Source organism: Caenimonas aquaedulcis, assembly GCF_015831345.1.
Taxonomy (GTDB): domain Bacteria; phylum Pseudomonadota; class Gammaproteobacteria; order Burkholderiales; family Burkholderiaceae_C; genus Ramlibacter; species Ramlibacter aquaedulcis.
Genome location: NZ_JADWYS010000001.1, coordinates 3,637,910 through 3,664,263 on the forward strand (window position 1 = coordinate 3,637,910; position 26,354 = coordinate 3,664,263).

At 67.2% G+C, this 26,354-nt stretch carries 28 protein-coding genes; 21 read left to right on the top strand and 7 right to left on the bottom strand.

Going from position 1 to position 26,354, the window contains the following annotated elements; all coding sequences use genetic code 11:
- The first annotated feature begins 97 nt into the window (after positions 1-97).
- Together slmA and pdeM are read left to right on the top strand one after the other, a co-directional pair.
- On the top strand, positions 98-748 hold the full coding sequence (slmA, locus tag I5803_RS17460) for a nucleoid occlusion factor SlmA (RefSeq protein WP_196987593.1): 651 nt from the start codon (positions 98-100) through the stop codon (positions 746-748).
- Between the two features lie 9 nt (positions 749-757).
- Positions 758-1,444, top strand: a complete 687-nt coding sequence (gene pdeM / locus I5803_RS17465) for a ligase-associated DNA damage response endonuclease PdeM (protein ID WP_196987594.1) — start codon at positions 758-760, stop codon at positions 1,442-1,444.
- A 169-nt stretch (positions 1,445-1,613) separates the two neighbouring features.
- Here the strand turns inward: pdeM and I5803_RS17470 are convergent, their stop codons facing one another.
- The 6 genes from I5803_RS17470 to I5803_RS17495 are packed head-to-tail and all read right to left on the bottom strand — an operon-like array spanning position 1,614 to position 7,963.
- Complete coding sequence (locus I5803_RS17470; RefSeq protein WP_196987595.1) at positions 1,614-2,675, bottom strand: malate/lactate/ureidoglycolate dehydrogenase; 1,062 nt, start codon at positions 2,673-2,675, stop codon at positions 1,614-1,616.
- Positions 2,676-2,685: 10 nt separating this feature from the next.
- The gene (locus I5803_RS17475; protein ID WP_196987596.1) at positions 2,686-4,212 is read right to left on the bottom strand and encodes a UxaA family hydrolase; all 1,527 of its coding nucleotides are present in this window, start codon (positions 4,210-4,212) and stop codon (positions 2,686-2,688) included.
- 3 nt (positions 4,213-4,215) lie between these two features.
- A complete protein-coding gene (locus I5803_RS17480) occupies positions 4,216-5,610 on the bottom strand; it encodes a TRAP transporter large permease (protein WP_196987597.1) in 1,395 nt (464 codons plus the stop codon).
- A gap of 1 nt (position 5,611) precedes the next feature.
- The gene (locus tag I5803_RS17485; RefSeq protein ID WP_196988606.1) at positions 5,612-6,172 is read right to left on the bottom strand and encodes a TRAP transporter small permease; all 561 of its coding nucleotides are present in this window, start codon (positions 6,170-6,172) and stop codon (positions 5,612-5,614) included.
- A 50-nt stretch (positions 6,173-6,222) separates the two neighbouring features.
- Entirely contained in the window at positions 6,223-7,206 is a 984-nt protein-coding gene (locus I5803_RS17490; protein WP_196987598.1) for a sialic acid TRAP transporter substrate-binding protein SiaP, read from the bottom strand.
- Between the two features lie 34 nt (positions 7,207-7,240).
- Entirely contained in the window at positions 7,241-7,963 is a 723-nt protein-coding gene (locus I5803_RS17495) for a FadR/GntR family transcriptional regulator (RefSeq protein WP_196987599.1), read from the bottom strand.
- A gap of 135 nt (positions 7,964-8,098) precedes the next feature.
- Here I5803_RS17495 and I5803_RS17500 point away from each other — a divergent pair, with 135 nt between their 5' ends.
- From I5803_RS17500 to I5803_RS17510, 3 genes are read left to right on the top strand one after another with little or no spacing between them, the layout of a single operon-like run.
- A complete protein-coding gene (locus tag I5803_RS17500) occupies positions 8,099-8,833 on the top strand; it encodes an SDR family oxidoreductase (RefSeq protein ID WP_196987600.1) in 735 nt (244 codons plus the stop codon).
- Entirely contained in the window at positions 8,830-9,576 is a 747-nt protein-coding gene (locus tag I5803_RS17505) for an SDR family NAD(P)-dependent oxidoreductase (RefSeq protein ID WP_196987601.1), read from the top strand. Before I5803_RS17500 ends, I5803_RS17505 begins: the two co-directional genes overlap by 4 nt.
- 34 nt (positions 9,577-9,610) lie before the next feature.
- Positions 9,611-10,459 carry a fumarylacetoacetate hydrolase family protein gene (locus I5803_RS17510; RefSeq protein ID WP_196987602.1) on the top strand — a complete coding sequence of 283 codons (849 nt, stop codon included), beginning with the start codon at positions 9,611-9,613 and terminating at the stop codon, positions 10,457-10,459.
- Here the strand turns inward: I5803_RS17510 and I5803_RS17515 are convergent.
- Positions 10,449-11,684 carry an O-antigen ligase family protein gene (locus I5803_RS17515; RefSeq protein ID WP_196987603.1) on the bottom strand — a complete coding sequence of 412 codons (1,236 nt, stop codon included), beginning with the start codon at positions 11,682-11,684 and terminating at the stop codon, positions 10,449-10,451. The genes I5803_RS17510 and I5803_RS17515 overlap by 11 nt on opposite strands.
- 197 nt (positions 11,685-11,881) lie before the next feature.
- Here I5803_RS17515 and I5803_RS17520 point away from each other — a divergent pair, with 197 nt between their 5' ends.
- The 16 genes from I5803_RS17520 to I5803_RS17595 all read left to right on the top strand — a co-directional run bounded on the left by I5803_RS17520 (position 11,882) and on the right by I5803_RS17595 (position 26,282).
- Positions 11,882-12,595: a TetR/AcrR family transcriptional regulator gene (locus tag I5803_RS17520; RefSeq protein WP_196987604.1), complete on the top strand. Its 714-nt coding sequence runs from the start codon at positions 11,882-11,884 to the stop codon at positions 12,593-12,595.
- A 2-nt stretch (positions 12,596-12,597) separates the two neighbouring features.
- Positions 12,598-14,394 carry an acyl-CoA dehydrogenase C-terminal domain-containing protein gene (locus I5803_RS17525; RefSeq protein ID WP_196987605.1) on the top strand — a complete coding sequence of 599 codons (1,797 nt, stop codon included), beginning with the start codon at positions 12,598-12,600 and terminating at the stop codon, positions 14,392-14,394.
- 14 nt (positions 14,395-14,408) lie between these two features.
- A complete protein-coding gene (locus I5803_RS17530; RefSeq protein ID WP_196987606.1) occupies positions 14,409-16,808 on the top strand; it encodes a 3-hydroxyacyl-CoA dehydrogenase/enoyl-CoA hydratase family protein in 2,400 nt (799 codons plus the stop codon).
- Positions 16,809-16,890: 82 nt separating this feature from the next.
- Positions 16,891-18,096: an acetyl-CoA C-acyltransferase gene (locus tag I5803_RS17535; protein WP_196987607.1), complete on the top strand. Its 1,206-nt coding sequence runs from the start codon at positions 16,891-16,893 to the stop codon at positions 18,094-18,096.
- Positions 18,097-18,123: 27 nt separating this feature from the next.
- Complete coding sequence (locus tag I5803_RS17540; RefSeq protein WP_196987608.1) at positions 18,124-18,927, top strand: acyl-CoA thioesterase; 804 nt, start codon at positions 18,124-18,126, stop codon at positions 18,925-18,927.
- Between the two features lie 2 nt (positions 18,928-18,929).
- Entirely contained in the window at positions 18,930-19,673 is a 744-nt protein-coding gene (locus I5803_RS17545) for an SDR family oxidoreductase (protein ID WP_196987609.1), read from the top strand.
- Entirely contained in the window at positions 19,673-20,272 is a 600-nt protein-coding gene (locus tag I5803_RS17550; RefSeq protein ID WP_196987610.1) for a 2-hydroxychromene-2-carboxylate isomerase, read from the top strand. Before I5803_RS17545 ends, I5803_RS17550 begins: the two co-directional genes overlap by 1 nt.
- On the top strand, positions 20,269-21,036 hold the full coding sequence (locus I5803_RS17555; RefSeq protein WP_196987611.1) for an enoyl-CoA hydratase: 768 nt from the start codon (positions 20,269-20,271) through the stop codon (positions 21,034-21,036). Before I5803_RS17550 ends, I5803_RS17555 begins: the two co-directional genes overlap by 4 nt.
- Before the next feature lie 2 nt (positions 21,037-21,038).
- A complete protein-coding gene (locus I5803_RS17560) occupies positions 21,039-21,866 on the top strand; it encodes an SDR family oxidoreductase (protein ID WP_196987612.1) in 828 nt (275 codons plus the stop codon).
- A gap of 58 nt (positions 21,867-21,924) precedes the next feature.
- Entirely contained in the window at positions 21,925-22,224 is a 300-nt protein-coding gene (locus I5803_RS17565; protein WP_196987613.1) for a BrnT family toxin, read from the top strand.
- A complete protein-coding gene (locus tag I5803_RS17570; RefSeq protein WP_196987614.1) occupies positions 22,199-22,513 on the top strand; it encodes a BrnA antitoxin family protein in 315 nt (104 codons plus the stop codon). Before I5803_RS17565 ends, I5803_RS17570 begins: the two co-directional genes overlap by 26 nt.
- A 136-nt stretch (positions 22,514-22,649) precedes the next feature.
- Positions 22,650-23,447, top strand: coding sequence for a DODA-type extradiol aromatic ring-opening family dioxygenase (locus I5803_RS17575; RefSeq protein WP_196987615.1), 798 nt, complete (start codon positions 22,650-22,652; stop codon positions 23,445-23,447).
- On the top strand, positions 23,444-24,082 hold the full coding sequence (gene ypfH / locus I5803_RS17580; RefSeq protein ID WP_196987616.1) for an esterase: 639 nt from the start codon (positions 23,444-23,446) through the stop codon (positions 24,080-24,082). The genes I5803_RS17575 and ypfH overlap by 4 nt, the downstream gene beginning before the upstream one ends.
- A 31-nt stretch (positions 24,083-24,113) precedes the next feature.
- Entirely contained in the window at positions 24,114-24,470 is a 357-nt protein-coding gene (locus tag I5803_RS17585) for a YciI family protein (RefSeq protein WP_196987617.1), read from the top strand.
- 107 nt (positions 24,471-24,577) lie between these two features.
- On the top strand, positions 24,578-25,000 hold the full coding sequence (locus tag I5803_RS17590) for a YciI family protein (protein ID WP_196987618.1): 423 nt from the start codon (positions 24,578-24,580) through the stop codon (positions 24,998-25,000).
- A gap of 16 nt (positions 25,001-25,016) precedes the next feature.
- Positions 25,017-26,282: an RNA polymerase sigma factor gene (locus I5803_RS17595; protein WP_196987619.1), complete on the top strand. Its 1,266-nt coding sequence runs from the start codon at positions 25,017-25,019 to the stop codon at positions 26,280-26,282.
- Positions 26,283-26,354 lie beyond the last annotated feature (72 nt).

The window sequence follows — 26,354 nt, forward strand, 5'->3', positions numbered from 1 at the left end:
CGCACTTGGCGCAGCGCCCCCGCAACGCGCAATGCGCGCCGGGACAAACCCTAGGAGCCGGTGTGCGAGAATATTTTGAACACCTGTTACGAGCACCATGCCCGACGCGCAAATCAGCAACCCGGATCTCCCGCAGTCCCCCGCCGCCCCCGAGGCCGCGGCGCCTGTGCGAAAGCGCCCCAAGCCGGGCGAGCGGCGCGTGCAGATCCTGGAGGCGCTGGCAACGATGCTGGAGCAGCCGGGCGCCGAGCGCATCACCACCGCGGCACTGGCCGCGCGGCTGGACGTGAGCGAGGCGGCGCTGTACCGGCATTTCGCGAGCAAGGCGCAGATGTTCGAGGGCCTGATCGAGTTCATCGAGCAAAGCGTCTTCACCCTGGTCAACCAGATCAGCGAACGCGAGTCCGCGGGCAACCAGCAGGCGGCCAAGGTGGTGGCCATGCTCCTGCAATTCTCCGAGAAGAACCCCGGCATGACGCGCGTGATGGTCGGCGATGCGCTGGTGTTCGAGAACGAGCGACTGCAGCAGCGGATGAACCAGTTCTTCGACAAGATCGAGTCGCAGCTGCGCCAGAGCCTGCGCAGCGCCGCCGATGGCGACGGCTCCGCCACGCCCAGCGCGGACGCGCAGGTGCGCGCGTCGATGCTCACGTCCTTCGTCGTGGGCCGCCTGCAGCGCTTCGCGCGATCGGGCTTCAAGCGCGCGCCGTCCGAGCACCTCGAAGCCAGCCTCGCGCGCATGCTCTAGGGCGCAGCCATGCTGCGCATCAACGTCGCGGGTGCCGACGTGGTCCTGCACCCCAGCGGCGCGGCCCTGCTGTCGGCCGACCATACCCTCCTCATCGCGGATGCCCACTTCGGCAAGGCCGTGAGCTTTCGCAAGCTCGGCGTGCCGGTGCCGCAGGGAACGACGACGGAGACGCTGGATGCGCTCACGTCGGCCATCGAGGCGACACAGGCGAAGCGGGTCGTGTTCCTCGGCGACTTCCTTCACTCGCGCCGCTCGCACGCCGCGCCGACGCTCGCAGCACTCTCGCGCTGGCGTGAGCAGCATGTCGGCATCGATCTGACGTTGGTGCGCGGTAATCATGACGACAGGGCAGGCGATCCGCCTGCGAGCCTGGGTATCGAAGTGGTCGATGAACCTTTGCCCAGCGGCCCCTTCGCGCTGTGCCATCATCCGCGCCCCGTCGCCGGCCTCTACGTCCTGGCCGGCCACTGGCATCCGTGCATCAGCGTGGGCGGGAGAGCTTTCCAGCGGCTGCGGCTGCCGTGTTTCTGGTTTGGTGACGACAGCGGGGCGCTGCCGGAGAACGCCGTGGGCGTGCTCCCTGCTTTCGGGAGCTTCACCGGGATGCATCGCATCGAGCCACGAGCGGGGGATCGGATATTTCCGGTGGCGGACGATGTGGTGCGCGCGATTCCTGGATTGCCCATTGCATAGGTTCTTTGAACGCAGAGGACGCAAAGGCTACGCAGAGGGCGCAGAGAAAATTCAGAAAGGATTCAAAGGGAATTCAGAAATCAAATTGAATTCCTTTGTCTTTCCTTTTGGTATTCCTCTGCGCCCTCTGCGTAACCTTTGCGTCCTCTGCGTTCAAAAAACCTACCGATCACAGCGCAACCCGGAAGCCGACCTTGACCCCGGAAGCAACGATCTCCCCCCAGGTCGTGTCATCGACCACGATCCCATCTTTCTCCCGAGCCTTCCGTGCCTTGCGCTCCGGCTCCCCGGCAATCATCACGCCCTCCGACTCGGGCCCCGGTGGACTCTGCTTGATCCAATCGACGAAAGCCAAAGCCTCTTTCTCGAAACTCGATCGCGTCCCGAGCTTCTGCGGATCGACCAGGATCGTGAACATGCCGTTGTACACCGAGCGCGAGCCGTCATGCTGCTTGTGCCACGCACCGCCGCCTGTCAGCGCGCCGCCCAGCAACTCGCACGCCACCGCGAGGCCCGAGCCCTTGTGCTCACCGAAAGGCATCAAGGCGCCGAACAATCCCGCGGATTGGGGCACCACCACAACACCGGGATTCGTCGTGGGCTGGCCGTGCTCGTCGATCAGCAATCCCGCCTCCACCTGCCGGCCCTCGTTGTGGGCGACGCGCATCTTCCCCTGCGCCACCCGGCTGGTCGCGAAGTCCAGGATGAAGGGTTGCCTCCCTTTGAGCGGAATGCCGATGCAGCAGGGGTTGGTGCCGAAGCGCGCATCCGCACCGCCCCAGGGGGCGACCGTGGGACGCGACATCACATTCACGAAATGGATCGCGACGAGCCCGTGCGACACCGCCATCTCCGCGAAGTGGCCGATGCGGCCGAGGTGGTGCGCATGCGCGAGCGCCATCACGCAGCTGCCGAGCTCCTTCGCGCGCGCCATCGCGAGCGCCATCGCCTGCTCGCCGACGACCTGGCCGTAGCCGCGCTTGCCGTCCACCGCGAGCAGCGCGCCGCCGTCGAGAGTGACCTTCGCGTGCGAGTTGGGCTTCAGGCCGCCTTCGAGCACCGCGTCCACGTATCGCGGCAGCATGCCGACCCCGTGCGAGTCGTGGCCGCTCAGATTGGCCAGGACGAGGTTGTCGGCCACCGTCTTCGCCTCTTCGGGTTTGCTGCCCGCCGCTTCGATGACGGCGGCGACTTTCTGCCGCAGCGCGGGCGCCTGGATGGTCATGGACATGTGCGCTCCCCTACATCACCGCGCCGACCTGCCAGGGCACGAATTCGTTCTGGCCGTAGCCGTGCTTCTCGCTCTTGGATGCTTCGCCGGAGGCCGTCGCGAGCACGAGCTCGAAGATGCGCTGCCCCATCTCCTGGATGCTCGCCTTGCCGTCGATGATCTCACCGCAGTTGATATCCATGTCCTCTTCCTGCCGCTGCCACAGGGCGGTGTTGGTGGCGAGCTTGAGGGAAGGCGAGGGCGCGCAACCGTAGGCCGAGCCGCGACCGGTCGTGAAGCAGATCATGTTCGCGCCGCCCGCCACCTGCCCCGTCGCGCTGACGGGGTCGTAGCCCGGTGTGTCCATGTAGACGAAGCCGTGAGCCTTCACCGGCTCGGCATATTCGTACACCGCTTCGAGGTTGGTCGTGCCGCCCTTGGCGACCGCGCCCAGCGACTTCTCGAGGATGGTGGTGAGGCCGCCCGCCTTGTTGCCCGGCGAGGGGTTGTTGTTCATCTCGCCTTCGTTCACCTTGGTGTAGTGCTCCCACCAGTGGATGCGCTCGATCAGTTTTTCGCCGACTTCGCGCTTCGCGGCGCGGCGCGTGAGCAGGTGTTCGGCTCCGTAGATTTCGGGCGTTTCCGAGAGGATGGCGGTGCCGCCGTGCGCCACCAGCAGGTCCACCGCCGCGCCCAGCGCGGGGTTCGCGCTGATGCCCGAATAACCGTCCGAGCCGCCGCATTGCAGGCCGATGGTGATGTGCGACGCGCTGCACGGCACGCGCTTCACGTCGTTGGCACGCGGCAGCATTTCCTGGACGAGGGCGATGCCCCTCTCGACCGTCTTGCGCGTGCCGCCCGTGTCCTGGATGTTGAAGACCTTCAGCGTGTCGCCTTCGCGCAGGCTCGAATGCGCGAGCCAGGCGTTGATCTGGTTCGCTTCGCAGCCCAGTCCGACCACCAGCACGCCCCAGAAATTCGCATGCGTCGCGTAGCCCGCGAGCGTGCGCTCGAGGATCTGCATGCCCATGCCCTCGGTGTCCATGCCGCAGCCCGTGCCGTGCGTGAGCGCGACCACGCCGTCGACCATCGGGAAGTCCTTCATCGCACCGGGATTCGTCTGCCGCGAGAAGTGGTCCGCGATGGCGCGAGCCGCCGTCGCCGAGCAGTTCACGCTCGAGAGGATGCCGATGTAGTTGCGCGTCGCCACGCGGCCGTCCGCGCGGGGGATGCCCATGAAGGTGGCTTCCTTGCGCGCGGGCACGGGCTTCACGTCCGCGCCGAAGGCGTAGTCCCGCGCGAAGTCGCCGCCGTTCGGGCCGACGCCGAGGTTGTGCGTGTGCACGTGCTCGCCCGCCGCGATCGGCTTGCTCGCGAATCCGATGATCTGGTTGTAGCGCCGCACCGGCTCGCCCGCGGCGATGTCGTGCGTCGCGAACTTGTGGCCGGGCGGGATGAGACCCTTGACGGTGACGTTCTCCGCCTGCGCGCCGCCCACGAGCTGGCTGCGCGCGATGAGGACGTCGTCGGCGGGGTGGAGGCGGATGAAGGGGGTCATGGGTCAGAAGAAGTGCTTGGGCAACCAGAGCACGACGCTCGGGAAGTAGGTGATGACGATCAGCGAGCCGAGCAGCGGCACGAGCCACGGCAGGATCGCGATGGTCGTGCGTTCCACCGACAGCTTGGCCACGCGCGCGAGCACGAAGAGCACCATGCCCATCGGCGGATGCAGCAGGCCGATCATCAGGTTGAGCACCATCACGAGGCCGAAGTGGATGAGGTCGATGCCCAGGCGCTGGCAGATCGGCACGAGGATGGGCACGAGGATCGTGATCGCGGCGGTCGGCTCCAGGAAGCAGCCGACGAACAGCATCAGCAGGTTGGCGAGCAGCAGGAAGACCCACGGCTCCTTCGTGAAGCCGAGCACCCATTCGGAGATCGCGGCCGTGACGCCGGTGGCGGTGAGCATCCAGCCGAAGATGCTGGCGGCGGCGACGATGAAGAGCACGGTCGCGGTCGTCTCGACCGTGTCGAGGCACACCTTCACGAACATCGCCCAGGTGAGCGTCTTGTACCAGGCGAGCCCCAGCACCATCGCCCACACGCAGGCGGCGATCGCGCCCTCGGTCGGCGTGAAGAGGCCCGTGGTCATGCCGCCGATCAGCAGCACGGGCGTCATGATGGGCAGCACCGCCTGGAAGCTGAACACCTTGTCCAACCCGAAGAGGATGACGAGGCCGGCCGCGACGGTTGCCTGCGGCGGGAAGTCCGCCTTGGCGATCAGCAGCCACAGGGCGAGCGGCCAGGCGATGACGATGGCCGTCTCCGCGAGGGCCTTGATGAGGCGTCCCCAGTCGAACTTGATGTCGGCGCCCCAGCCGTTCTTGTGCGCGTAGTAGGCGACGGTGAGCATCATGAGGATCGCCATCAGCGCGCCCGGGAGGATGCCCGCGAGGAACAGCGCACCGACGGACACGTTCGCCATCATCCCGTAGATCACGAAGGGCAGCGAGGGCGGGATGATCGGGCCCAGCGTGGCGGATGCGGCCGTGACGCCGACCGCGAATTCGGTGCTGTAGCCGTGGTCCTTCATCGCCTTGATCTCGATCGTGCCCAGGCCCGCCGCGTCGGCGATGGCCGTGCCGCTCATGCCCGCGAAGATCACGGAGCCCAGCACGTTGACGTGGCCCAGGCCGCCCTTGAGCCAGCCGACCAGCGCGAGCGCGAAGTTGTAGATGCGGTTGGTGATGCCCGCGTTGTTCATCAGGTTGCCCGCGAGGATGAAGAACGGCACGGCGAGCAGCGGGAAGCTGTCGATGCCGCTCACCATCCGGTGGATCACCACGAAGGGCGGCGAGCTGCCGGTCCACAGCAGGTAGATGAGCGAGGAGCCCGCCATCGCGATGGCGACGGGCAGGCCCGTCACCATCAATATCAGGAAAACGATCTTCAGCATGCTAGCGATCTTCCATGGTGGATTCGGGACGCTCAAGCACCGTGTAGCCGCGCTTCAGGTGGATGCGCATCACCCAGATGGAGCGCGCGAACATCGCCGCGAAGCCGAGCATGCAGATGCCGTACACGATGTTCATCGGCAGGTCGACGATGGTCATGCGCGCGTTGCCCAGCTTGAGCATCATCTGGATCGTGAGCCCGACGGCCGCGCCGAAGAAGAGCACGCGCAACAGGTCCACCGCACGCGCCATCCAGAACGAGAAGCGTTTGGGCAGGTGGCGATAGAAGAAGTCCACCTGGATATGGTTGTTCTTGGCGACGCCGATGGCCGCGCCGGTAAAGACGGTCGCGATGAGGAAGTAGCGCGCGATCTCTTCCGTCCAGGAGGCGGAGTCGTTCAGCACGTAGCGCGTGACGAACTGGTAGAAGACCGTGAGGCCCAGCAGCCAGAAAAAGCCCAGCGCGACCCAGGCTTCCGGCGTGGTGCCGGAGAGGTCCACCGCTTCGTCCTGCGCGTGGAACTCCCCGTCCTCCCCCATGACCTGCGGCATCTCATCGATCATGGATCGTTCGGGACTGGCCGCCGTCGCGGCCTCCGGGCGGACCGCGCTCATCACTTGATCGCGAGGATCTTGTCGTAGTCGGCCTGGCGATAGCCCTGGTCCGCCGGCTTCGTGGCCTTCAGCACCGCTTCGCGGAACGCGGCCTTGTCCACCGTGATCACGTTGTTGCCCTTCTTCTTGAACTCGTCGACCAGGCGCGCCTCGGAGGCGATGATCTCGCGGCCGGTCTTGTCGGCGGCTTCATGCATCACGTCGGAGAAGATCTTCTTGTCGGCGTCGGACAGCTTGCCCCACAGCTGGCCGGAGACGACGGTGAGCAGCGAGTCGACGATGTGGCCGGTGAGCGAGATGTGCTTCTGCACTTCATAGAATTTCTTGGCTTCGATGGTGGGCAGCGGGTTCTCCTGCGCTTCCACCGTGCCGTTTTGCAGCGCGAGGTAGACCTCGGCGAAGGCGATCGGGGTCGGGTTGGCGCCCAGGGCCTTCGGGAAGGCGAGGTAGGCCGGCGCATCGGGCACGCGGATCTTCAGGCCCTTCATGTCTTCGGGCTTCGCGATGGGGCGGTTGGACGTCACATGGCGCGCGCCGTAGTAGTTCAGCGCGACGATGTGGTTGCCGCTCGCCTTGTCGTAGCCGGAGGCGAGATCGCGGAAGACGTCGCTCTGCGCGTACTTCAGCTGGTGCTCCGCGTCGCGGAAGATGAAGGGGAAGTAGGAGATGGCGAGCGGCTGGTAGCTGCGCGCCGCGAAGCTCGCGCCGGTGAGGATGATGTCCACGGTGCCCAGCGTCAGGCCCTGGTTGATGTCCGACTCCTTGCCGAGCGTGGAGGCGGGGAACACCTGGACCTCGTAGCGGCCGTTGGTGCGCTTCTTGATCTCGTCGCCGGCCCACACCGACCACTTGTGGAAGGGCTCGGAGGTTTCGTAGACGTGGGCCCATTTGAGCTTGGTCTGGGCTTGCGCCAGGGTCGGCAGGGCGCCGGCCGCCGCGAGGGCGCAGGCGGCGATCAGGTGCAGGGCGGAACGCTTGTTCATGGGGTGTCTCCTGGTGGTTGTTGCTGCTGGGCGGTCAAGAAGAATTGGCGCGGCGCCAGCTCGCGCTGAAACGGGAATGGGACTTGTCCATGTGCGACTGCATCGCGGTGCGCGCCGCCTGGGGATCGTGCGCGCGGATGGCCTCCAGCACGATCTCGTGCTCGTGGATCGCCATGCGCCAGGACGGCACGCTCTCGAAATAGTCGCCCAGCCGCTCGAAGAGCGGCCCGCGCCGCGCATCCCAGAAGGTCTGCACGGTTTCCAGCAGCACGACGTTGTCGGCGGCCTGCGCGATGGCGGTGTGGAAGGCGCGGTCGCCCGCGAGTGGCGCGACGCCGCGTTCGGTGTCCTCGCGCATCGCATCGATCGCGTCGGCGATGGATTGCATGTGCTTGCGCTTGGCCTGCACGGCGGCGAGCCCCGCGATCTCGCCTTCGATCACGCGCCGCGCGCGGATCAATTCGAGCGGGCCCCACTCGGAGGCCGGAATCTTCGGCGCCTTCGCCCCGCGCGCGTTCTTGCCCGCGCGCTCCAGCACGTACACGCCGGAGCCGGTGCGCACCTCGACCCAGCCTTCCACCTCGAGCGCGATCAGCGCCTCGCGCACCGAGGGGCGGCTCACGCCCAGCTGCTTGGCCAGGTCGCGCTCCGCCGGCAGCCGGCTGCCCGGCTTGAATTCGCCGGACGTCATGAGCTTGCGCAGCTGCTCGGCGATCTGCCGGTACAGGCGTTGCGGCTCGACGGATTGCAGCGGCATAGGGGCGGCGGGAGGCTTTAAGGGTTAGCCACAAGTGGCCAAGTGGTCAGGCCAATTAATATCCCGTCAAAGCGGCGGCGCAGCATCGGGCAAAACCCGAACGCCGCCGCCGGCAACGCGACGCGTGGAGCACTCATGAGACTCAAGGGCAAGACGGCGCTGGTCACGGCGGCCGGGCAGGGCATAGGCCGCGCGAGCGCGCTGGCCTTGGCGGCGGAGGGGGCGCAAGTCTGGGCGACGGACGTCAACCCGAAACTGCTGGACGGCTACGACGGCGTCGAAGGCGTCCACGCGGTGCAGCTCGACGTGCTGGACAAGGCGGCCATCGGCAAGGTGATCGCGTCCATGCCCTCGCTGGACATCCTGTTCAACTGCGCCGGCTTCGTGCACAGCGGCACCGTGCTGCAGGCCACGGACGAGGAGTGGAACTTCGCGCTGAACCTGAACGTGCGCGCGCAGTTCTGGGCGATCCAGGCGGCGCTGCCGCGCATGCTCGCCGCGGGCCGCGGCAGCATCATCAACATGGCCAGCGTGTGCAGCAGCATCAAGGGCCTGCCCAACCGCTTCATCTACGGCATGTCGAAGGCGGCGGTGCTGGGGCTCACCAAGAGCGTCGCCGCGGACTACGTGGCCGACGGCATCCGCTGCAATGCGATCTGCCCGGGCACGGTGGACACGCCTTCGCTGGCCGACCGCATCAACGCCAACGCGGACCCGGAAGCCGCACGCAAGGCTTTCATCGCGCGCCAACCCATGGGCCGGCTCGCGCAGGCGCACGAGATCGCGCCGCTGGTGGTGTTCCTCGCCAGCGACGAGTCGGTGTTCGTCACCGGGCAGGCGTACGCGGCCGACGGGGGCATCACGATATGAACCAGCTCGACTTCCACGGCCGCCATGCGGTCATCACCGGCGGCGCGACCGGCCTGGGTTTCGCGATTGCACAGCGCCTGGTCGCCTCCGGCGGCAGCGTCACTCTATGGGACCGCGACGACACCGGCGCAAGGAAAGCGGCTGAGTCGCTGGGCGCGAGAGCCTTCGCCGTGCAGGTCGACGTCGCGAACTTTGCTTCCGTGCAGGCCGCCGTCCAGGCCACGCGGAAAAACACTTCGCGCATCGACGCGCTGGTCAACAGCGCCGGCGTGACGGGGCCGAATACCAAGGTGTGGGACTACCCCGTCGACGGCTGGCGGCAGGTGATGGCCGTGAACCTCGACGGCCTGTTCTATTGCTGCCGCGAAATCGTGCCCGTCATGCGCGAGGCAGGCTACGGCCGCATCGTCAACATCGCCTCCGTCGCGGGCAAGGACGGCAACCCGAACGCGAGCGCGTACAGCGCGAGCAAGGCGGCGGTGATGGCGCTCACCAAGTCGCTCGGCAAAGAACTCGCCGACACGAACATCCGCGTCAACTGCGTGACGCCCGCCGCGGTGAAGACCGCGATCTTCGACCAGATGAGCGCGGAGCACATCCAGTTCATGCTCTCGAAGATCCCCATGGGCCGCTTCGGCACGCCCGAGGAAGTCGCGGCGCTGGTCGGCTGGCTGTGCACGGAAGACTGCTCGTTTTCCACCGGCGCGGTGTTCGACCTCTCGGGCGGGCGGGCGACCTACTGAACCGATTTCAATTGCAGCAAGAAAGGACAAGAACATGAAACTCGTGCGCTACGGCAACCCCGGCAAGGAGAAGCCGGGCCTCATCGACGGCGACGGACGCCTGCGGGACCTCTCCGGCGTCGTGCCCGACATCGGCCCGGCGCAGCTGGGCGGCGTGGGCATGGCGCGCATCCGCAAGGCCAACACGTCGAAGCTGCCGCTGGTGCGCGGCACGCCGCGCTTCGGCTGCCCGGTGAACGGCGTCGGCAAGTTCATCGCGATCGGCCTGAACTATGCGGACCACGCCGCGGAATCGGGCGTGCCAATTCCGAAGGAGCCGGTGGTCTTCATGAAGGCGACGAGCTGCATCCAGGGCCCGAACGATCCGGTGATGCTGCCGCGTGGCTCGACCAAGACGGACTGGGAAGTGGAACTCGGCATCGTGATCGGCTCGCGCGCGCGCTATGTGGCGAAGAAGGATGCGATGTCGGTCGTCGCCGGCTACTGCACGATCAACGACGTGAGCGAGCGCGAATACCAGCTCGAGCGCGGCCCGCAATGGGACAAGGGCAAGGGCTGCGACACCTTCGGCCCGATCGGCCCGTGGCTCGTGACCCCCGACGAGATCGAGAACGTGCAGCGCCTGGACATGTGGCTGGACGTGAACGGCAAGCGCATGCAGACGGGCAACACGCGCACGATGATCTTCGATTGCGCCAAGCTCGTGAGCTACGTGAGCCACTTCATGACGCTGCTGCCCGGCGACGTCATCACCACCGGCACGCCGCCCGGCGTGGGCCTGGGCATGAAGCCTCCGACCTACCTGAAGAAGGGCGACGTGATGACGCTGGGCATCCAGGGCCTGGGCGAGCAGCGCCAGCAGGTGGTCGGCTTCAAGGCGTAGCGGGCCGCCCCGGCGCCGGCTTCGGCGCGAGCGCCATGCACAGCGCGGTCACCAGCACCAGCGCGACCGCTTTTTCGTAGTGCTGGAACCCGAGATCGGTGACCATGCTCGGGAACAGCACCACCAGCGCGCAAGCGGGCCACACCTCGCCGTGCGCGACGAAGCGTTTCCACACGAGGCGCACCAGCGCCGCGAGGTAGGCGACGTAGGCGAGCAAGCCCGGCAGGCCCCAGCTGTAGAGGATCTGCGAGATGTCGTTATGGCTGTGCTGCAGCGGGATCATGCCGGGCACCATCATGCGGATGTCCGGGTCGAGGTAATAGCTGCGCCCCGTGAGGATCCACGGCCAGTGCAGCGACTCGCGCACGTACAGCTTGAAGTAGGCGACGCGCAGGTCCGCGCCGCTCTTGTTCTCCGCGAACATCTGCCAGTAGATGCCGGCGGCGAACACGGCGAGCAGGCCCACGGCAAACCACACGCGCACATTGCGCCGGCCGCTCGTCGCGACGATGGCCAGCAGCGCCGCGCACAGCGTCCCCGCGAAGGCGCTGCGCGACTGAACGCAGGCCGCGGGGATCAGCCAGAGCAGTGCGAGCGCGAGCATCGCGCGCCGCGACACGTGGAGATCGGCAAACACCCGCTTCTCGTACACGGGCCCCCACGCGAGGTAGAAGAGCGGCAGGAACAGGCCCGCGAAGTAGTAGGCCTGCCACGCGAGGCCGGAGGCCTGGTAGTGCAGGGGCCCCGCGTCGCGCGGCAACAGCATCAAGGGGTGCCAGCTCAGCTTGGAGCCCGTGACCGCTTCCACCGGCATCGCGATGAAGTGCCACGCGCACAGCAGGCAGAAGATCCCGACGACGAGCGCGAGCCAGCGGGCGTCTTTCAGGAACACCGCCAGGACCGGCAGGCACAGGAAGAGCGCGAGTTGCGGCGGCCACGGATGCGCCGGCGCCACGCCGTGATACCGGCCGATGCTCTCCGACAGGGCGATGGCGCCCGCCAGCAGCAGGGAGGTCACGAGGATCGTGCGGTTGTCGCGCCACAGCCCGCGCAAGGCCTCCCGCTCCAATCCGAAGACGATCAGCCCGCCGGTGATGATCAGGGCGAGGAACACCTTGTTGTCGGGCGCGGCGACTGTCGCGCCGTGGAAAGCCAGGAAGAGAAACGAGAGCAGCCAGAGCGGCGGCGCCGCGCGGCGAAGGAGCTGGACGAGGTTCTGTGGCAACGGGAAGGGGGCCCCTGAATGGGCTGGCGCATTCTACTGAGCGACGCCTGCGCGCCCTGAAACGCACGCTTTCGTGCGCGTTGCCTAGGGTTTACCCGCGCCGACGCTAGAAGCGTCGCTCTAGAGCCCCCCTGCCCGGTGACCCGTCCCGGCAAATCATGCAAAATAGAACGACCGTTCGTTTTATTTCCTGCCCCATGTCCGTCACCGAATTGCCCGTGAAATCGCCCCGCGCCCCGCGCGACGGACGTGCCTTGCAAAAAGGCCAGCAGACCAAGGCCGCGATCGTGGACGCGGCACTCGGCCTCGCGACGCAGATCGGGCTCGAAGGGCTTTCCATCGGCGCGCTCGCCGAAGTCACGCAGATGAGCAAGTCCGGGGTCTTCGCGCACTTCGGCTCGCGCGAGGAGCTGCAGATCTCCGTGATACGCGAGTACCACACGCGCTTCGAGGAAGAAGTGTTCTATCCCGCGATGCGCGAGCCGCGCGGGCTGCCGCGCCTGCGCGCCATGTTCGGCAACTGGATGAAGCGCACCTCGATCGAGATCGACTCGGGCTGCATCTACATCAGCGGCGCCGTCGAGTTCGACGACCGCACGGGCCCCGTACGCGACGCGCTCGCGGGCTCCGTGAAGACCTGGCTCGCCGCCATGCAGCGGGCCGTCGTCGCCGCGCAGGAGGAAGGCCACCTGCGCAGCGACGTGGATCCGGGCCAGATGCTCTTCGAGATCCACGGCCTCATCCTCGCGTTGCACTACGAGGCGCGCTTCCTGAAATACCCCGGCTCCATCGCCCGCGCCAACGCGGGCTTCGACAACATCCTCAGGCAGTACGGCGCGAAGGACGCGCCGCCCGCGCGCGCGGCAGCGCCGGCCAAAGCCCCCAGATCAACCAAGACCCCCAAGGAGTAACCATGCCCACCTACACCCCGCCCCTGCGCGACATGCAGTTCGTCATGCACGAAGTGCTGAAGATCGCCGACGAGTACAAGGCCATGCCGCGGCACGCCGACGTGGACGTGGACACCATCAACGCCATCCTCGAAGAGGGCGGCAAGTTCGCCAGCGAAGTCACCTTCCCGCTCAACATCGGCGGCGACGAGGAAGGCTGCAGGCTGAACCAGGAGACCCATGAAGTCACGACCCCCAAAGGCTTCAAGGAGGCGTACCACAAGTACGTTGAAGGCGGCTGGCCGGCGCTCTCGTGCGATCCCGAGTACGGCGGCCAGGGTTTGCCCATCGTGGTGAACCAGGCTTTCTACGAAATGCTCAATTCCGCGAACCAGGCGTGGACGATGTACCCGGGCCTCACGCACGGCGCGTACGAGGCGCTGCATGCGCACGGCACGCCCGAGCAGAAGAAGACCTACCTGCCCAAGCTCACGAGCGGGGAGTGGACCGGCACCATGTGCCTGACCGAGCCGCACTGCGGCACCGACCTCGGCATGCTGCGCACCAAGGCCGAGCCGCAGGCGGACGGCACCTACAAGATCACCGGCAACAAGATCTTCATCAGCGCGGGCGAGCACGACTTCGTCGCGAACATCGTGCACCTGGTGCTCGCGCGCCTGCCCGACGCTCCCCAGGGCAGCAAGGGCATCAGCCTGTTCATCGTTCCCAAGTTCAACGTGAACAAGGACGGCTCGCTCGGCTCGCGCAACGGCGTCTACTGCGGCGGCCTCGAGCACAAGATGGGCATCCACGGAAACGCGACGGCGCAGATCGTGCTGGACGGGGCCGTCGGCACGCTGGTGGGCGAGCCCAACAAGGGCCTGCAGGCGATGTTCGTCATGATGAATGCCGCGCGCATCGGCGTGGGCATGCAGTCGCTGGGCCTCACGGAAGTCGCGTTCCAGAATGCGCTGGCCTATGCGAAGGACCGCATCCAGATGCGTTCGCTCTCGGGCGTGAAGGCCAAGGACAAGCCGGCCGACCCGATCATCGTGCACCCCGACGTACGCAAGATGCTGCTCACCGCCAAAGCGTATGCCGAGGGCGGCCGCGCGCTGTCGATGTTCTGCTCGCTGCTGATCGACCGTGAACTGCACCACCCGGACGAGAAGGTCCGCAAGGAATCGGAGGAACTCGTCGCGCTGCTCACGCCGATCGTGAAGGCTTTCCTCACCGACAACGGCCACATCGCGACGAACGCGTGCATGCAGGTTTTCGGCGGCCACGGCTTCATCAAGGAATGGGGCATGGAGCAGTTCGTGCGCGACAACCGCATCAACATGATCTACGAAGGCACGAACACCGTGCAGTCGCTGGACCTCCTGGGCCGCAAGGTGCTGGGCAACAACGGCGCGACGCTGAAGAAATTCGGCAAGATGGTCGCGCAGCTGGTGGAGGAAGAGGGCGTCAACGAGAAGATGGCGGAGTTCATCAACCCGGTCGCCTACCTCGGCGAGCAGATGACGAAGTTCACCACGGAGATCGGCTTCAAGGGCTTCCAGAACCCCGACGAAGTGGGGGCCGCCGCCGTGGACTACCTGCGCGTCGCCGGCCACCTGGTGTTCGGCTACTTCTGGGCGCGCATGGCGCAGGTCGCGCTGCGCGAAATCGCCGCCGGCAACACCGACCCGTTCTATCAGGCCAAGCTGCAGACCGCGCGCTTCTACTTCGCCAAGCTGTTCCCGGAGACCGCGACGCTGATGCGCACCGCGCGCGCGGGCAGCAAGGTGCTGATGGACACGGACCTGGCACTGGCCTGAACGGAACACGAACCATGAACCGATTCCAGGTGAAGAAAGTCGCCGTGCTCGGCGCCGGCGTGATGGGCGCGCAGATCGCGGCGCATCTCGTGAACGTGAAGGTGCCGGTCGTGCTGTTCGACCTGCCCGCGAAAGAGGGGCCGAAGAACGGCATCGTGACGAAGGCGATCGAGGGGCTCAAGAAATTGAAGCCCTCGCCGCTGGGCGTGGCCGACGACGCGGCCCTGATCCAGCAGGCGAACTACGAAGAGCACATGGAGCAGTTGAAGGACTGCGACCTGATCATCGAGGCCATCGCCGAGCGCATGGACTGGAAGCTCGACTTGTACAGGAAGATCGCGCCCTTCATCGCGCCGCACGCGATCGTGGCATCGAATACTTCGGGCCTCTCGATCACGAAGCTGTCCGAGGCGCTGCCGCAGGAGATCAAGCCGCGTTTTTGCGGCATCCACTTCTTCAACCCGCCGCGCTACATGGTCCTGGTGGAGCTGATCGACACGCCGACGACGGACCCGCACATCCTCGACGACCTGGAAACCTTCGTGACCAGCGGGCTGGGCAAGGGCGTCGTGCGCGCGAAGGACACGCCGAACTTCATCGCCAACCGCGTCGGCATCGCGGGCATGCTGGCGACGATGAAGGAGGTCGAGAAATTCGGCCTCACTTACGACGTCGTCGACGATCTCACCGGCAAGAAGCTCGGACGCGCGAGCTCCGGCACCTTCCGCACCGCGGACGTCGTGGGCCTGGACACGATGGCGCATGTGATCAAGACGCTGCAGGACAACCTGAACGCGGACACCGACCCGTTCTATGCGAGCTTCGGCACGCCCGAGGTGTTGAAGACGCTGCTGGACATGGGCCACCTCGGCCAGAAGTCCAAGGCGGGCTTCTACAAGAAGGTCGGGCGCGACGTCCTGCGGTTCGAGGCGGAGAGCAGGGAGTACGTGCCGGGCGGCGAGAAGGCCGACGAAGTCTATGGCCGCATGCTGAAGAAGCCGGCCGGTGAGCGGCTGAAGCTGCTGCGCAATTCGGAAGGCGCGCAGGGCCAGTTCCTGTGGGCGATCCTGCGCAACAGCTTCCACTACGCAGCTGTGCACCTCGCGTCGATCGCCGAGACGGCGCGCGACGTGGACTTCGCGATGCGCTGGGGCTTCGGCATGAAGCAGGGGCCGTTCGAGCTCTGGCAGGAAGCCGGCTGGTTGCAGGTGGCGAAGTGGATCGAGGAAGACATTGCCGCGGGCAAGACGCTGTCGAGCGCGGCGCTGCCCGATTGGGTTACCAAGGGGCCCGTGGCGGAAGCAGGCGGCGTGCACACGCCGAAGGGCTCGTGGAACCCGACCTCGAAGCAGTTCGAGCCGCGCCGCGTGCTGCCGGTGTACTCGCGCCAGCTGTTCCCCGAGGTCATGCTCGGCAGCGGTGCGCCGTCGTACGAGACCGCGGGCAAGACGCTGCACGAGGATGATTCCATCCGCCTGTGGACGATGGACGACGAGGTCCTCATCGCGAGCGTCAAGACCAAGATGCACGCGATCAGTCCCGAAGTCGCCGAGGGCCTCCAGATGGCCGTGGACATTGCGGAGAAGGATTACCAGGGCGTGGTGATCTGGTCCGGCGACGACCCGTTCTCGGCCGGCGCGGACCTGCAGGCGATGCTGCCTGCCTTCATGGCCGTGGGCGTGAGCGCGATCGACGATGCGGAAGGCTTCCTGCAGCAGACGATGCTGCGCATGCGCTACGCCAACGTGCCGGTGATCTCCGCGATCCGCGGGCTGGCGCTCGGCGGCGGCTGCGAGATGGCCGTGTATTCGAGCCGGCGTGTCGCCGCGATGGAGAGCTACATCGGCCTCGTGGAAGTCGGCGTGGGACTCGTGCCCGGCGCGGGCGGCCTCACCTACATCGCGCGCCGCGCGGCGGAGAACCTCGCGAAGTCGACGAACAAGGACTTCCTGCCCTTCCTCACCGAGGGCTTCACCGCCGCGGCGATGGCGAAGGTCGGCACCAGCGCGATCGAGTCGCGCCAGCTCGGCTACCTGCTGGAGAGCGACCTCATCGTGCCGAACAAGGACGAGTTGCTGTTCGTCGCGGTGAATGAAGCGAAGGCGATGTTCGCGGCCGGTTATCGCCCGCCGCTCAAGCGCCAGTTCCCGGTGGCGGGACGCAGCGGCAAGGCGACGATCCAGGGCCAGCTCGTGAACATGCGCGACGGCGGCTTCATCAGCGCCCACGACTTCCACATCGCCTCGCTGATCGCGAACGTGGTGACGGGCGGCGACGTGGACGCCGGGACGATGGTGACGGAGGAATACCTGATGACGCTGGAGCGCCAGGCGTTCTGCGCGCTGCTGACGCACCCGAAGACGCAGGAGCGAATCATGGGGATGCTGTCGACGGGGAAGCCGCTCAGAAACTGATCTCGCCTTGCTCCCTCCCCCGGGGGAGCAAAAACCCAATACCTCGTTCGCGACAGCGAACGACCGACCCACAGGAGCCCCCATGAAACAAATCCAGGAAGCCTATATCGTCGCCGCCACGCGCACGCCGATCGGGCGCTCGCATCGCGGCTTCTTCCGCAACACGCGCCCGGACGACCTGCTCGCCACCGCGCTGCGCTCCGCGCTTTCGCAGGTCCCCGGGCTCGACCCCACGGCCATCGAAGACGTCATCTGCGGCTGCGCGATTCCCGAGGCGCAGCAGGGCCTGAACGTCGCGCGCATCGGCGCGGTGCTGGCCGGCCTGCCCAAAAGCGTGGGCGGCATCACCGTCAACCGCTTCTGCGCGTCGGGCCTGTCCGCCGTGCAGATGGCTGCCGACCGCATCCGCGTGGGCGAGGCCGACGTGATGATCGCGGCCGGCACCGAGAGCATGAGCATGGTGCCGATGATGGGCAACTCGCCGTCGCTCTCGCCCACCATCTTCAGCAACCCCGACGACATCGAGAGCTACGGAATCGCCTACGGCATGGGCCTCACGGCGGAGAAGGTCGCGCAGCAGTGGAAGGTGAGCCGCGACGCGCAGGACGAATTCGCGTACCGCTCGCACATGAAGGCCCTGGCCGCGATGAAGGCCGGCGAATTCGCGAACGAGATCACGCCGGTGGACGTCGCGGAGCGCAGCGTGGACCTCGACTCCGCGGAAGTCACCGTGAGCACCCGCACCGTGAACCTCGACGAGGGCGCTCGCCCCGACACCACGGTGGAAGGCCTTGCAAAGCTGAAGACGGTGTTCGCCGCGCGCGGCTCCGTGACGGCCGGCAACAGCTCGCAGACGTCCGACGGCGCCGGCGCGCTGATCCTCGCGAGCGAGGCGGCCGTGAAGCGCTTCGGGCTGAAGCCGCTCGCGCGCTTCGTGAGTTACGCGAGCCGCGGCGTGCCGCCGCACATCATGGGCATCGGCCCGATCGAGGCGATTCCGGCGGCGCTGCGCTATGCGGGCCTCAGGCAGGACGACATCGACTGGATCGAGCTCAACGAAGCCTTCGCCGCGCAGTCGCTGGCGGTGATCAACACGCTCGGCCTGAACGCGGACAAGGTCAACCCGATGGGCGGCGCCATCGCGCTCGGCCACCCGCTCGGCGCGACCGGCGCTATCCGGTCGGCGACAGTCGTTCACGCGCTGCAGCGCAAGAATCTGAAATACGGCATGGTGACCATGTGCGTCGGCATGGGCCAGGGCGCCGCGGGGATTTTCGAACGCGTCTAGTCTTTGAGGTTTGCACGAGGGCTGTGAATGCACGCATTTGATCTGGCGGTCTCGCTCGCGCCCGCGGGCGAGGGCACATGGCAGGGCCATACCAGCCCGGCCTACGCCAACATGATCGGGCCCTTCGGCGGCATCACCGCGGCGCAAGCCTTGCAGGCGGTGATGCAGCATCCGCAGCGCCTCGGCGATCCGGTGGCGTTCACCGTCAACTTCGCGGCGGCCCTGCAGGACGGCGAGTTCACGGTCCTCGCGAGGCCCGCGCGCACGAATCGCTCCACGCAGCACTGGATCGTCGAGGTGCGCCAGGGCGAAGCGACGGTGATCACCGCCACGGCCGTGACCGCCGTGCGCCGCGAGACCTGGGGCATCGAAGAGGTGCCGCTGCCTCGAGTTCCCCGGCCTTCGGACGTTGCCGCGCCCGACCGCAAGGGCCGCGTCGAGTGGATCAACCGCTACGACATGCGCTTCATCGCCGGCGGATTCCCGGCCGTGTGGGACGGTTCGGAAAGCCAGCACAGCCGCACGCAGCTCTGGGTGCGCGACAACCCGCCGCGCCCGCTCGACTTCCTCTCGCTCACCGCGCTGTCCGACGTGTTCTTCCCGCGCATCTGGCGCCGCCGCGCGACGCTCACGCCCATCGGCACCGTCACGATGACGGTGTACTTCCACGCGGGCAGCGAGCACCTGCGCGAGACGGGGGACGGCTACCTGCTGGGCCAGGCCCAGGCGCAGGGCTTTCGCAACGGCTACTTCGACCAGACGGCGCAGATGTGGAACGAGGCGGGTGAACTGCTGGTGACCACGCACCAGGTCGTCTACTACAAGGAGTGAGCATGGCAGACAGGCAACCCGTCGCGCTCGTCATCGGCGCGGGCGACGCCACCGGCGGCGCGATCGCGCGGCGATTCGCCAAGGGCGGCTACACCGTGTGCGCGACGCGCCGCACGCTGGACAAGCTGCAGCCGCTCATCGACCGCATCCAGGCAGACGGCGGCCAGGCGCACGGCTTCGCGTCGGACGCGCGCAAGGAAGAAGAAGTCGTGGCGCTCATCGAGAAGATCGAGTCGACGATCGGCGCGATCGACGTGCTCGTCTTCAACATCGGCGCGAACGTGCCCAGCAGCATCCTGGAGGAATCCGCGCGCAAGTACTTCAAGGTGTGGGAGATGGCGTGCTTCGGCGGGTTTCTCAACGCGCGCGAAGTCGCGAAGCGCATGGTGGCGCGCGAAGGCGACGGCGTGCGGCGCACGATCATCTTCACCGGCGCGACCGCGTCGCTGCGCGGCTCTGCCAACTTCGCGGCCTTCGCCGGCGCGAAGCATGCCCTGCGCGCGCTCGCGCAGAGCATGGCGCGCGAGCTCGGCCCGCGCGGCATCCACGTCGCGCACACGATCATCGACGGCGCGATCGACACCGAGTTCATCCGCGAGAATTTTCCGCAGCGATATGCCCTGAAGGACCAGGACGGGATCCTGAACCCCGAGCACATCGCCGACGCCTACTGGATGCTGCACATGCAACCGCGCGATGCGTGGACGCACGAGCTCGACCTGCGACCCTGGATGGAGAAGTTCTGATGGCGAAGACCCTGGAGTTCTACTTCGACTACGGCAGCCCGGCCGCGTACCTCGCGTGGACGCAGGTGCCGCGCATCGCGCAGGAGACCGGTGCGCGCATCGAGTACAAGCCGATGCTGCTCGGCGGCGTGTTCCAGGCGACGTCCAACCGCTCGCCGATGGAGGTGCCGGCCAAGGGCGCCTACATGCAGGAAGACCTGCAGCGCTTCGCCACACGCTACGACGTGCCGTACCGGCACAACCCGCACTTCCCGATCAACACGCTGATGCTGATGCGCGGGGCGGTCGGCCTGCAGATGCGCGAGCCGGCGAAGCTCGTTCCCTACGGCGACGCGATCTACCGCGCGATCTGGGTGGACGGCCGGAACATGAACGACCCCGCCACGGTCGGCGCGGTGCTGAAGGAGGCCGGTTTCGATCCGCAGTCCCTGCTCGCGCTCACCGCCGAGCAGGAAGTGAAGGACCGCCTCAAGTCGGTCACGCAGGAGGCGGTGTCGCGCGGCGTCTTCGGCGCGCCCACGTTCTTCGTCCATGGCCGCATGTACTGGGGCCAGGACCGTCTCGATTTCGTCAAGCAAGCATTGGAAGCCACATCATGAGCACAGACATCCTCACCCACGTCGAATCCGGCGTGATGACCATCACCCTGAACCGACTGGAGCGCAAGAACTCCATCACCTCCGACATGTACGGCGCGATGGCCGGGGCGCTCGCCACGGCGCAATCCGATGCTTCCGTGCGCGTCGTCGTGATCCAGGGGCACGAGACCGTGTTCAGCGCGGGCAACGATATCGGGGACTTCCTGAACAAGCCGCCCGCCGGGATGGATTCGCCCGTGTTCCGCTTCCTGCACGGGATCGCGACCTTCCCCAAGCCGCTGATCGCCGCGGTGTGCGGGCCCGCGGTGGGGATCGGCACGACGCTGCTGATGCACTGCGACCTCGTCTATGCCGGCGACAACGCCGCCTTCTCGCTGCCCTTCGTCAACCTGGGCCTGTGCCCGGAGGCCGCGTCCAGCCTGCTGGTCCCGCAGATGTTCGGCTACCACCGCGCGGCGGAGGCGCTGCTGCTCGGCGAGCCCTTCATGGCCGAGGCCGCGCTGGAAGTCGGCATCGTCAACCGCGTGGTGCCGCCGACGGAAGCCAATGGCGTGGCGCAGGCCGCCGCGCGCAAGCTCGCGGCCAAGCCGCAAAGCTCGCTCATCGAGACCAAGCGCCTCATGAAGCAGGGCCAGCAGCAGCTCGTGCTGCAGCAGATGGCCGAGGAGGGCAAGAGCTTCGGCCGCATGCTGGGCGAGCCGGCCGCGAAGGAAGCTTTCGGGGCCTTCATGGAGAAGCGCAAACCCGATTTTTCGAAGGTGTGAACATGACGCTCAAAGGAAAAACCCTCTTCATCACCGGCGCCTCGCGCGGCATCGGCCTCGCGATCGGCAAGCGTGCGGCAGCCGATGGCGCGAACGTCGTCATCGCGGCGAAGACGGCCGAGACCAACCCGAAGCTGCCTGGCACGATCTACTCGGCCGCGAAGGAGATCGTGGCGGCCGGCGGCAAGGCGCTTCCGCTGCAGGTGGACATCCGCGACGAGGAGGGCGTCATCGCAGCCGTGGCGGCCACTGTGGCGGCCTTCGGCGGCATCGACATCCTCGTCAACAACGCCAGCGCGATCAGCATGACGGACACCGAGCACACGCCGATGAAGCGCTACGACCTCATGAACGGCGTGAACGCGCGCGGCACCTACCTGTGCACGCAGGCCTGCCTGGCCGAGCTCAAGCGCTCGGCCGAGGCCGGCCGCAGCCCGCACGTGCTGAACATGTCGCCGCCGCTTTCCATGAAGCAGCACTGGTTCGCGCCGCACACGGCCTACACCATGGCCAAGTACGGCATGAGCATGTGCACGCTGGGCCATTCGGGCGAGTTCCGGAAATACGGCATCGCGGTGAACAGCCTCTGGCCGCGCACCGCGATCGCGACCGCCGCGCTGCAGATGATCCCGGGTGTGAACACCGACATGTGCCGCAAGCCGGAGATCCTGGCCGACGCCGCGTACTTCATCCTGACCAGCGCCAGCAGCAACACCGGCAACTTCTTCATCGACGACGAAGTGCTGCGCGACAACGAGATCACCGATCTCGAGAAGTATTCCGTGAAGCCGGGCACGAAGAACTTCATCCCGGACTTTTTCATCGACTGAGGCCCGCGCTGTGCGCTGCTGAGATTGCCGCCCTACGGGATTGTATGTACAATTTCGTATGGGCATCCGGTTCGAATGGGACGCGGCAAAGGCCGCCTCGAATCTTCGCAAACACGGGGTCAGCTTCGAACTGGCAATGCATGTCTTTGGCGACCCCCTGGCATTCAGCCATCAGGACCGGATCGAGGGCGGCGAGCAGAGGTGGCAAACCCTGGGCAGGGTGGACGGCGTGCTCCTCCTCCTGGTTGCACATACTGTGTGGGACGACGAGGAAGGCGAGGTCATCCGCATCATTTCGGCACGGCAAGCGACGCGCAAGGAGAAACGTGACTATGAGCAAGAAAATGGTCAGGCGTGAATTCGATCCTGCGAATCCACCCGCACTCACTGCGAAGCAGAAGGCGCAGGCCGCTGCGTTGCGTCACCGGCCGGAGGGCAAGGTGGACACGAGCGATGTTCCACCGCTCTCCAGGGAGTTCTGGCGGAACGCCGTGCGCAACCCGTTTTACAAACCGACCAAGACGGCGACGACGGTGCGGGTGGATTCGGACGTACTGCTCTGGCTGAAGTCCGAAGGCAAGGGCTACCAGACGCGGCTCAACTCCATCTTGCGTGAGGCGATGATCAAGGAAGTGACCAAGCGCTGAGTGCATCCTGGTGCCGGGTCGATCGGCATTGTCCCCGTGAGCGCAACAGTGCATCCCGTTGCGCCATCTTTATACCGGGCCCCATAAGCCCTACATTGGTGGCATGCCGTCCTTCGGCTTCCAACAGGGAAAGACCATGACCCGCCTGCCTTCGCTCTTCGTCTCCCACGGCGCGCCCACCTTCGCGACCGAGCCCGGCCGCGCCGGCCCCTTGCTGCGCGACACCGCGCAAAGCCTGCCGCGTCCCAAGGCCGTGCTGATCCTGTCCCCGCACTGGATCACGCGCGACGTGGAAGTGAGCACCGCGGCGGCGCCCGAGACGATCCACGACTTCGGCGGCTTCCCCGACGAGCTCTACCAGATCCAGTACCCCGCTCCCGGCTCGCCGGAAGTCGCCGCACGCGCGATCGAACTGCTGCAGGCCGCCGGCTTCAAGGCCCGCGCCAACCCCAGCCGCGGCCTGGACCATGGTGCGTGGGTGCCCGTGCGTCACATGTATCCCGACGCCGACGTGCCGGTGGTGCAGGTGTCGATGCCGCACACGCTCGACGGCGAATCCGCCCTCGCATTCGGCCGCGCGCTCGCGCCGCTGGCCGATGAAGGCGTGCTGATCATCGGCTCGGGCAGCCTCACGCACAACCTCTACGAATTCCGTGGCGGCGCCACCGAAGCCGCGCCCTACGCAGTGGAGTTCGTCGACTGGGCGCGCAAGGCGGTGCGTGGGCACGACGCCAATGCCCTCTCGCATTACCTGGAATCCGCGCCGCACGCGAAGCGCGCGCACCCGACGCCGGACCACTACCTGCCGCTGCCCTTCGCCTACGGTGCGGCACCGCAGGGCGGGGAGGTGAAGGTCCTCGACGGTGGCATCCTCTACGGCATGCTCGCGATGGAGTCCTATCTCTTCGGCGACGCGCAGGCTGCCGCGGCGTGAGCACCGCCCAGGGCGCCGTCGTCGTCCAGCAACCCGAGGGCGCCGCGGAGCATCTCTTCCTGCTGTTCCATGGCGTTGGCTCCGACGCGCCCAACCTCGCGCCCCTGGGCCGCACGCTCGCGCAGGCGTTTCCGCGGGCCGCGGTCATCAGCGTGGCCGCGCCGCATGTCTCGGATTTCGGCAGTGGCCGGCAATGGTTTTCGGTGAGCGGCGTCACGGAAGCGAACCGCCTGGCGCGCGTCGAGGCGGCGATGCCGGCTTTCGCCGCCACGGTGCGCGAATGGCAGGCCCGCTTCGGCGTGGGCCCGCAAGCCACGACGCTCGTGGGCTTCTCGCAAGGCTCGATCATGGCGCTCGAATCCGCGCGCCTGGGCCAGGCACTGGCCGGCCGCATCGTCGCCTTCGCGGGACGCTTCTCGGTGCTGCCGCAGCAGGCGCCGCCGGATACAACGCTGCATCTCATCCATGGCGAGGCCGACCCGGTGATCCCGGCCGCGCAGACCCGGATCGCGGCAGAGCGGCTCAGGGTGCTGGGCGCGGACGTCACGGCGGACTTCTTTCCCTCCGCCGCCCACGAAATCACTCCTGACATGCAGCGGTCGATGATCGACCGGTTGACGCGCCGGGTTTTGTAGACTGGCGCCTTCCATCCCCAGGAGACGCGCGATGCCCTACATGTTGTTGATCCAGGAGCCCGTCGGCCAGCGCGCGACGCGCACCCAGGCCGAAGGCGAGGCGGTGTTCGCGCGCATGCTCCGGTTCGCGGACGAGCTGAAGACGCGCGGGGTGCTGCGCGGCGTCGAATCGCTGAGCTCGCCCCGCGAAGGCGCCGCGCGCGTCCAGGTGCGGGGCGGTAAGGCGCAGGTGCTGGACGGACCCTTCGCCGAAGCCAAGGAAATGGTGGGCGGCTTCTTCCTGGTGGATGTGGCGACGCGCGAAGAAGCGGTCGCCATCGCGCGCGAGTGCCCCGCCGCCGAATGGGCCACGGTCGAAGTGCGCGCCACCGGCCCCTGCTACACCTGAATGCAAAGTGGGGGGCGCCTGTCGATTTGCCGCCCCGCCCTTCGTCGTATGAACAGGGACGCCATGCGAGTGGCACCCCGGCGATTCATCCGCACAAGGAGCACCCCATGAAATTCATGATCATCGTCAAGGCCACCGCCGATTCCGAAGCGGGTCGTTTCCCGCCGGACGCGGAGGCGCTGTTCCAGTCCATGGCCGCCTACCACGAAGACCTCACCAAGGCCGGCGTGCTGCTCGACGCGGCGGGCCTGCAGCCCTCCAGCAAGGGCTGGCGTGTGCGCTACGAAGGCGGCAAGCGCCAGGTGGTGGACGGGCCTTTCGCCGAATCGAAGGAACTCATCGCGGGCTACACGCTGATCCAGGTGCGCGACCGCGCCGAGGCGCTGGAATGGTCGCGCCGCTTCCCGAACCCGGTGGGCGAGAACCAGCCGGCCGAGATCGAGGTGCGGCAGGTCTACGGGATGGAAGACTTCGAGCCGCACACGTCGCAGGCGACGCGGGACCGTTTCCAGAAGATCGGCATGGAATAGGGGCCGCCCATTGAGCATGCTGTCCCCCACCCATGAGGCCATCGCCGCCGTCTGGCGCATCGAGTCCGCGAAGATCGTCGCCGGCGTGGCGCGCATGGTGCGGGACGTGGGCCTCGCGGAGGAACTCGCGCAGGACGCGCTGGTCTCCGCCCTGGAGCACTGGCCCTCGGACGGCGTGCCCGACAACCCCGGCGCCTGGCTCATGCGCACCGCCAAGAACAAGGCGCTGGACCGGCTGCGGCGCAACAGGAACCTCGACGAGAAGCTGGAGCAGCTGGGCCATGACCTCGAAGCGCAGGAGGCATTGATCGTGCCCGACTTCGTGGATGCCCTGGACGAAGCGCGCGCCGACGAGATCGGCGACGACCTGCTGCGGCTCATCTTCACGGCGTGCCACCCGGTGCTGTCGACCGAGGCGCGCGTGGCGCTGACGCTCAAGCTCCTCGGCGGGCTCACCACGCACGAAATCGCGCGTGCGTACCTCGTGCCGGAGCCCACCATCGCGCAGCGCATCGTGCGCGCCAAGCGCACGCTGGGGGAGGCGAAGGTGCCCTTCGAGTTGCCCCGCGGGGACGACCTCGGGGAGCGTCTCGCCTCCGTGCTCGAGGTCGTCTACCTCGTCTTCAACGAAGGCTACACGGCCACCGCCGGGGAAGACTGGATGCGCCCCGCGCTGTGCGACGAGGCGCTGCGGCTCGCCCGCATGCTCGCCGAACTCGCGCCCGCGCAGCCGGAAGTCCACGGCCTCGTCGCCTTGCTGGAGCTGCAGTCGTCCCGCGCCAAGGCGCGTGTCGATGCGAAGGGCGATCCCGTCCTGCTGATGGAGCAGGACCGCGCGCGGTGGGACCGCCTGCTCATCCGGCGCGGGCTCGTCGCGCTGGAGCGCGCGGAGAAGCTCGGCGGTGCGCTCGGGCCGTATGCGCTGCAGGCGGCCATCGCGGCCTGCCACGCGCGCGCCGCGACGGCGCAGCAGACGGACTGGAATCGCATCGCCGCGCTCTACGACGCGCTGGCGCAACTCGCGCCTTCGCCCGTGGTGGAGCTCAACCGGGCCGTCGCCGTCGGCATGGCGTTCGGGCCGGCTGCGGGGCTGGAGATCGTCGATGCCTTGCAGGCGGACAAGTCGCTGCGCAACTACCAGTGGCTCCCCAGCGTGCGCGGCGACCTGCTCGCGAAGCTCGGCCGCGCCGACGAGGCCCGCGAGGAATTCAAGCGCGCCGCCGCGCTGGCGGGCAATGCGCGCGAAAAGGAACTGCTGCTGGCCCGCGCCCGGGCTCTTTAGGCCAGCCCATCCGTCGGAAACCGCCGACACCTGCGCGGCGCGCTCTCCCACGCAAGCTCAGCCACGTCGGAC

Coding starts and splice junctions, on each gene's coding strand:
- I5803_RS17495 (WP_196987599.1), bottom strand. CDS start 7,963: ATGCCGCTGCAATCCGTCGAGCCGCAACGCCTGTACCGGCAGATCGCC.
- I5803_RS17490 (WP_196987598.1), bottom strand. CDS start 7,206: ATGAACAAGCGTTCCGCCCTGCACCTGATCGCCGCCTGCGCCCTCGCG.
- I5803_RS17565 (WP_196987613.1), top strand. CDS start 21,925: ATGGGCATCCGGTTCGAATGGGACGCGGCAAAGGCCGCCTCGAATCTT.
- pdeM (WP_196987594.1), top strand. CDS start 758: ATGCTGCGCATCAACGTCGCGGGTGCCGACGTGGTCCTGCACCCCAGC.
- I5803_RS17585 (WP_196987617.1), top strand. CDS start 24,114: ATGCCCTACATGTTGTTGATCCAGGAGCCCGTCGGCCAGCGCGCGACG.
- I5803_RS17505 (WP_196987601.1), top strand. CDS start 8,830: ATGAACCAGCTCGACTTCCACGGCCGCCATGCGGTCATCACCGGCGGC.
- I5803_RS17570 (WP_196987614.1), top strand. CDS start 22,199: ATGAGCAAGAAAATGGTCAGGCGTGAATTCGATCCTGCGAATCCACCC.
- I5803_RS17560 (WP_196987612.1), top strand. CDS start 21,039: ATGACGCTCAAAGGAAAAACCCTCTTCATCACCGGCGCCTCGCGCGGC.
- I5803_RS17500 (WP_196987600.1), top strand. CDS start 8,099: ATGAGACTCAAGGGCAAGACGGCGCTGGTCACGGCGGCCGGGCAGGGC.
- I5803_RS17480 (WP_196987597.1), bottom strand. CDS start 5,610: ATGCTGAAGATCGTTTTCCTGATATTGATGGTGACGGGCCTGCCCGTC.
- I5803_RS17595 (WP_196987619.1), top strand. CDS start 25,017: ATGCTGTCCCCCACCCATGAGGCCATCGCCGCCGTCTGGCGCATCGAG.
- I5803_RS17550 (WP_196987610.1), top strand. CDS start 19,673: ATGGCGAAGACCCTGGAGTTCTACTTCGACTACGGCAGCCCGGCCGCG.
- I5803_RS17510 (WP_196987602.1), top strand. CDS start 9,611: ATGAAACTCGTGCGCTACGGCAACCCCGGCAAGGAGAAGCCGGGCCTC.
- I5803_RS17540 (WP_196987608.1), top strand. CDS start 18,124: ATGCACGCATTTGATCTGGCGGTCTCGCTCGCGCCCGCGGGCGAGGGC.
- I5803_RS17525 (WP_196987605.1), top strand. CDS start 12,598: ATGCCCACCTACACCCCGCCCCTGCGCGACATGCAGTTCGTCATGCAC.
- I5803_RS17530 (WP_196987606.1), top strand. CDS start 14,409: ATGAACCGATTCCAGGTGAAGAAAGTCGCCGTGCTCGGCGCCGGCGTG.
- I5803_RS17590 (WP_196987618.1), top strand. CDS start 24,578: ATGAAATTCATGATCATCGTCAAGGCCACCGCCGATTCCGAAGCGGGT.
- I5803_RS17485 (WP_196988606.1), bottom strand. CDS start 6,172: ATGATCGATGAGATGCCGCAGGTCATGGGGGAGGACGGGGAGTTCCAC.
- I5803_RS17470 (WP_196987595.1), bottom strand. CDS start 2,675: ATGTCCATGACCATCCAGGCGCCCGCGCTGCGGCAGAAAGTCGCCGCC.
- I5803_RS17555 (WP_196987611.1), top strand. CDS start 20,269: ATGAGCACAGACATCCTCACCCACGTCGAATCCGGCGTGATGACCATC.
- slmA (WP_196987593.1), top strand. CDS start 98: ATGCCCGACGCGCAAATCAGCAACCCGGATCTCCCGCAGTCCCCCGCC.
- I5803_RS17575 (WP_196987615.1), top strand. CDS start 22,650: ATGACCCGCCTGCCTTCGCTCTTCGTCTCCCACGGCGCGCCCACCTTC.
- I5803_RS17535 (WP_196987607.1), top strand. CDS start 16,891: ATGAAACAAATCCAGGAAGCCTATATCGTCGCCGCCACGCGCACGCCG.
- I5803_RS17545 (WP_196987609.1), top strand. CDS start 18,930: ATGGCAGACAGGCAACCCGTCGCGCTCGTCATCGGCGCGGGCGACGCC.
- I5803_RS17475 (WP_196987596.1), bottom strand. CDS start 4,212: ATGACCCCCTTCATCCGCCTCCACCCCGCCGACGACGTCCTCATCGCG.
- I5803_RS17520 (WP_196987604.1), top strand. CDS start 11,882: ATGTCCGTCACCGAATTGCCCGTGAAATCGCCCCGCGCCCCGCGCGAC.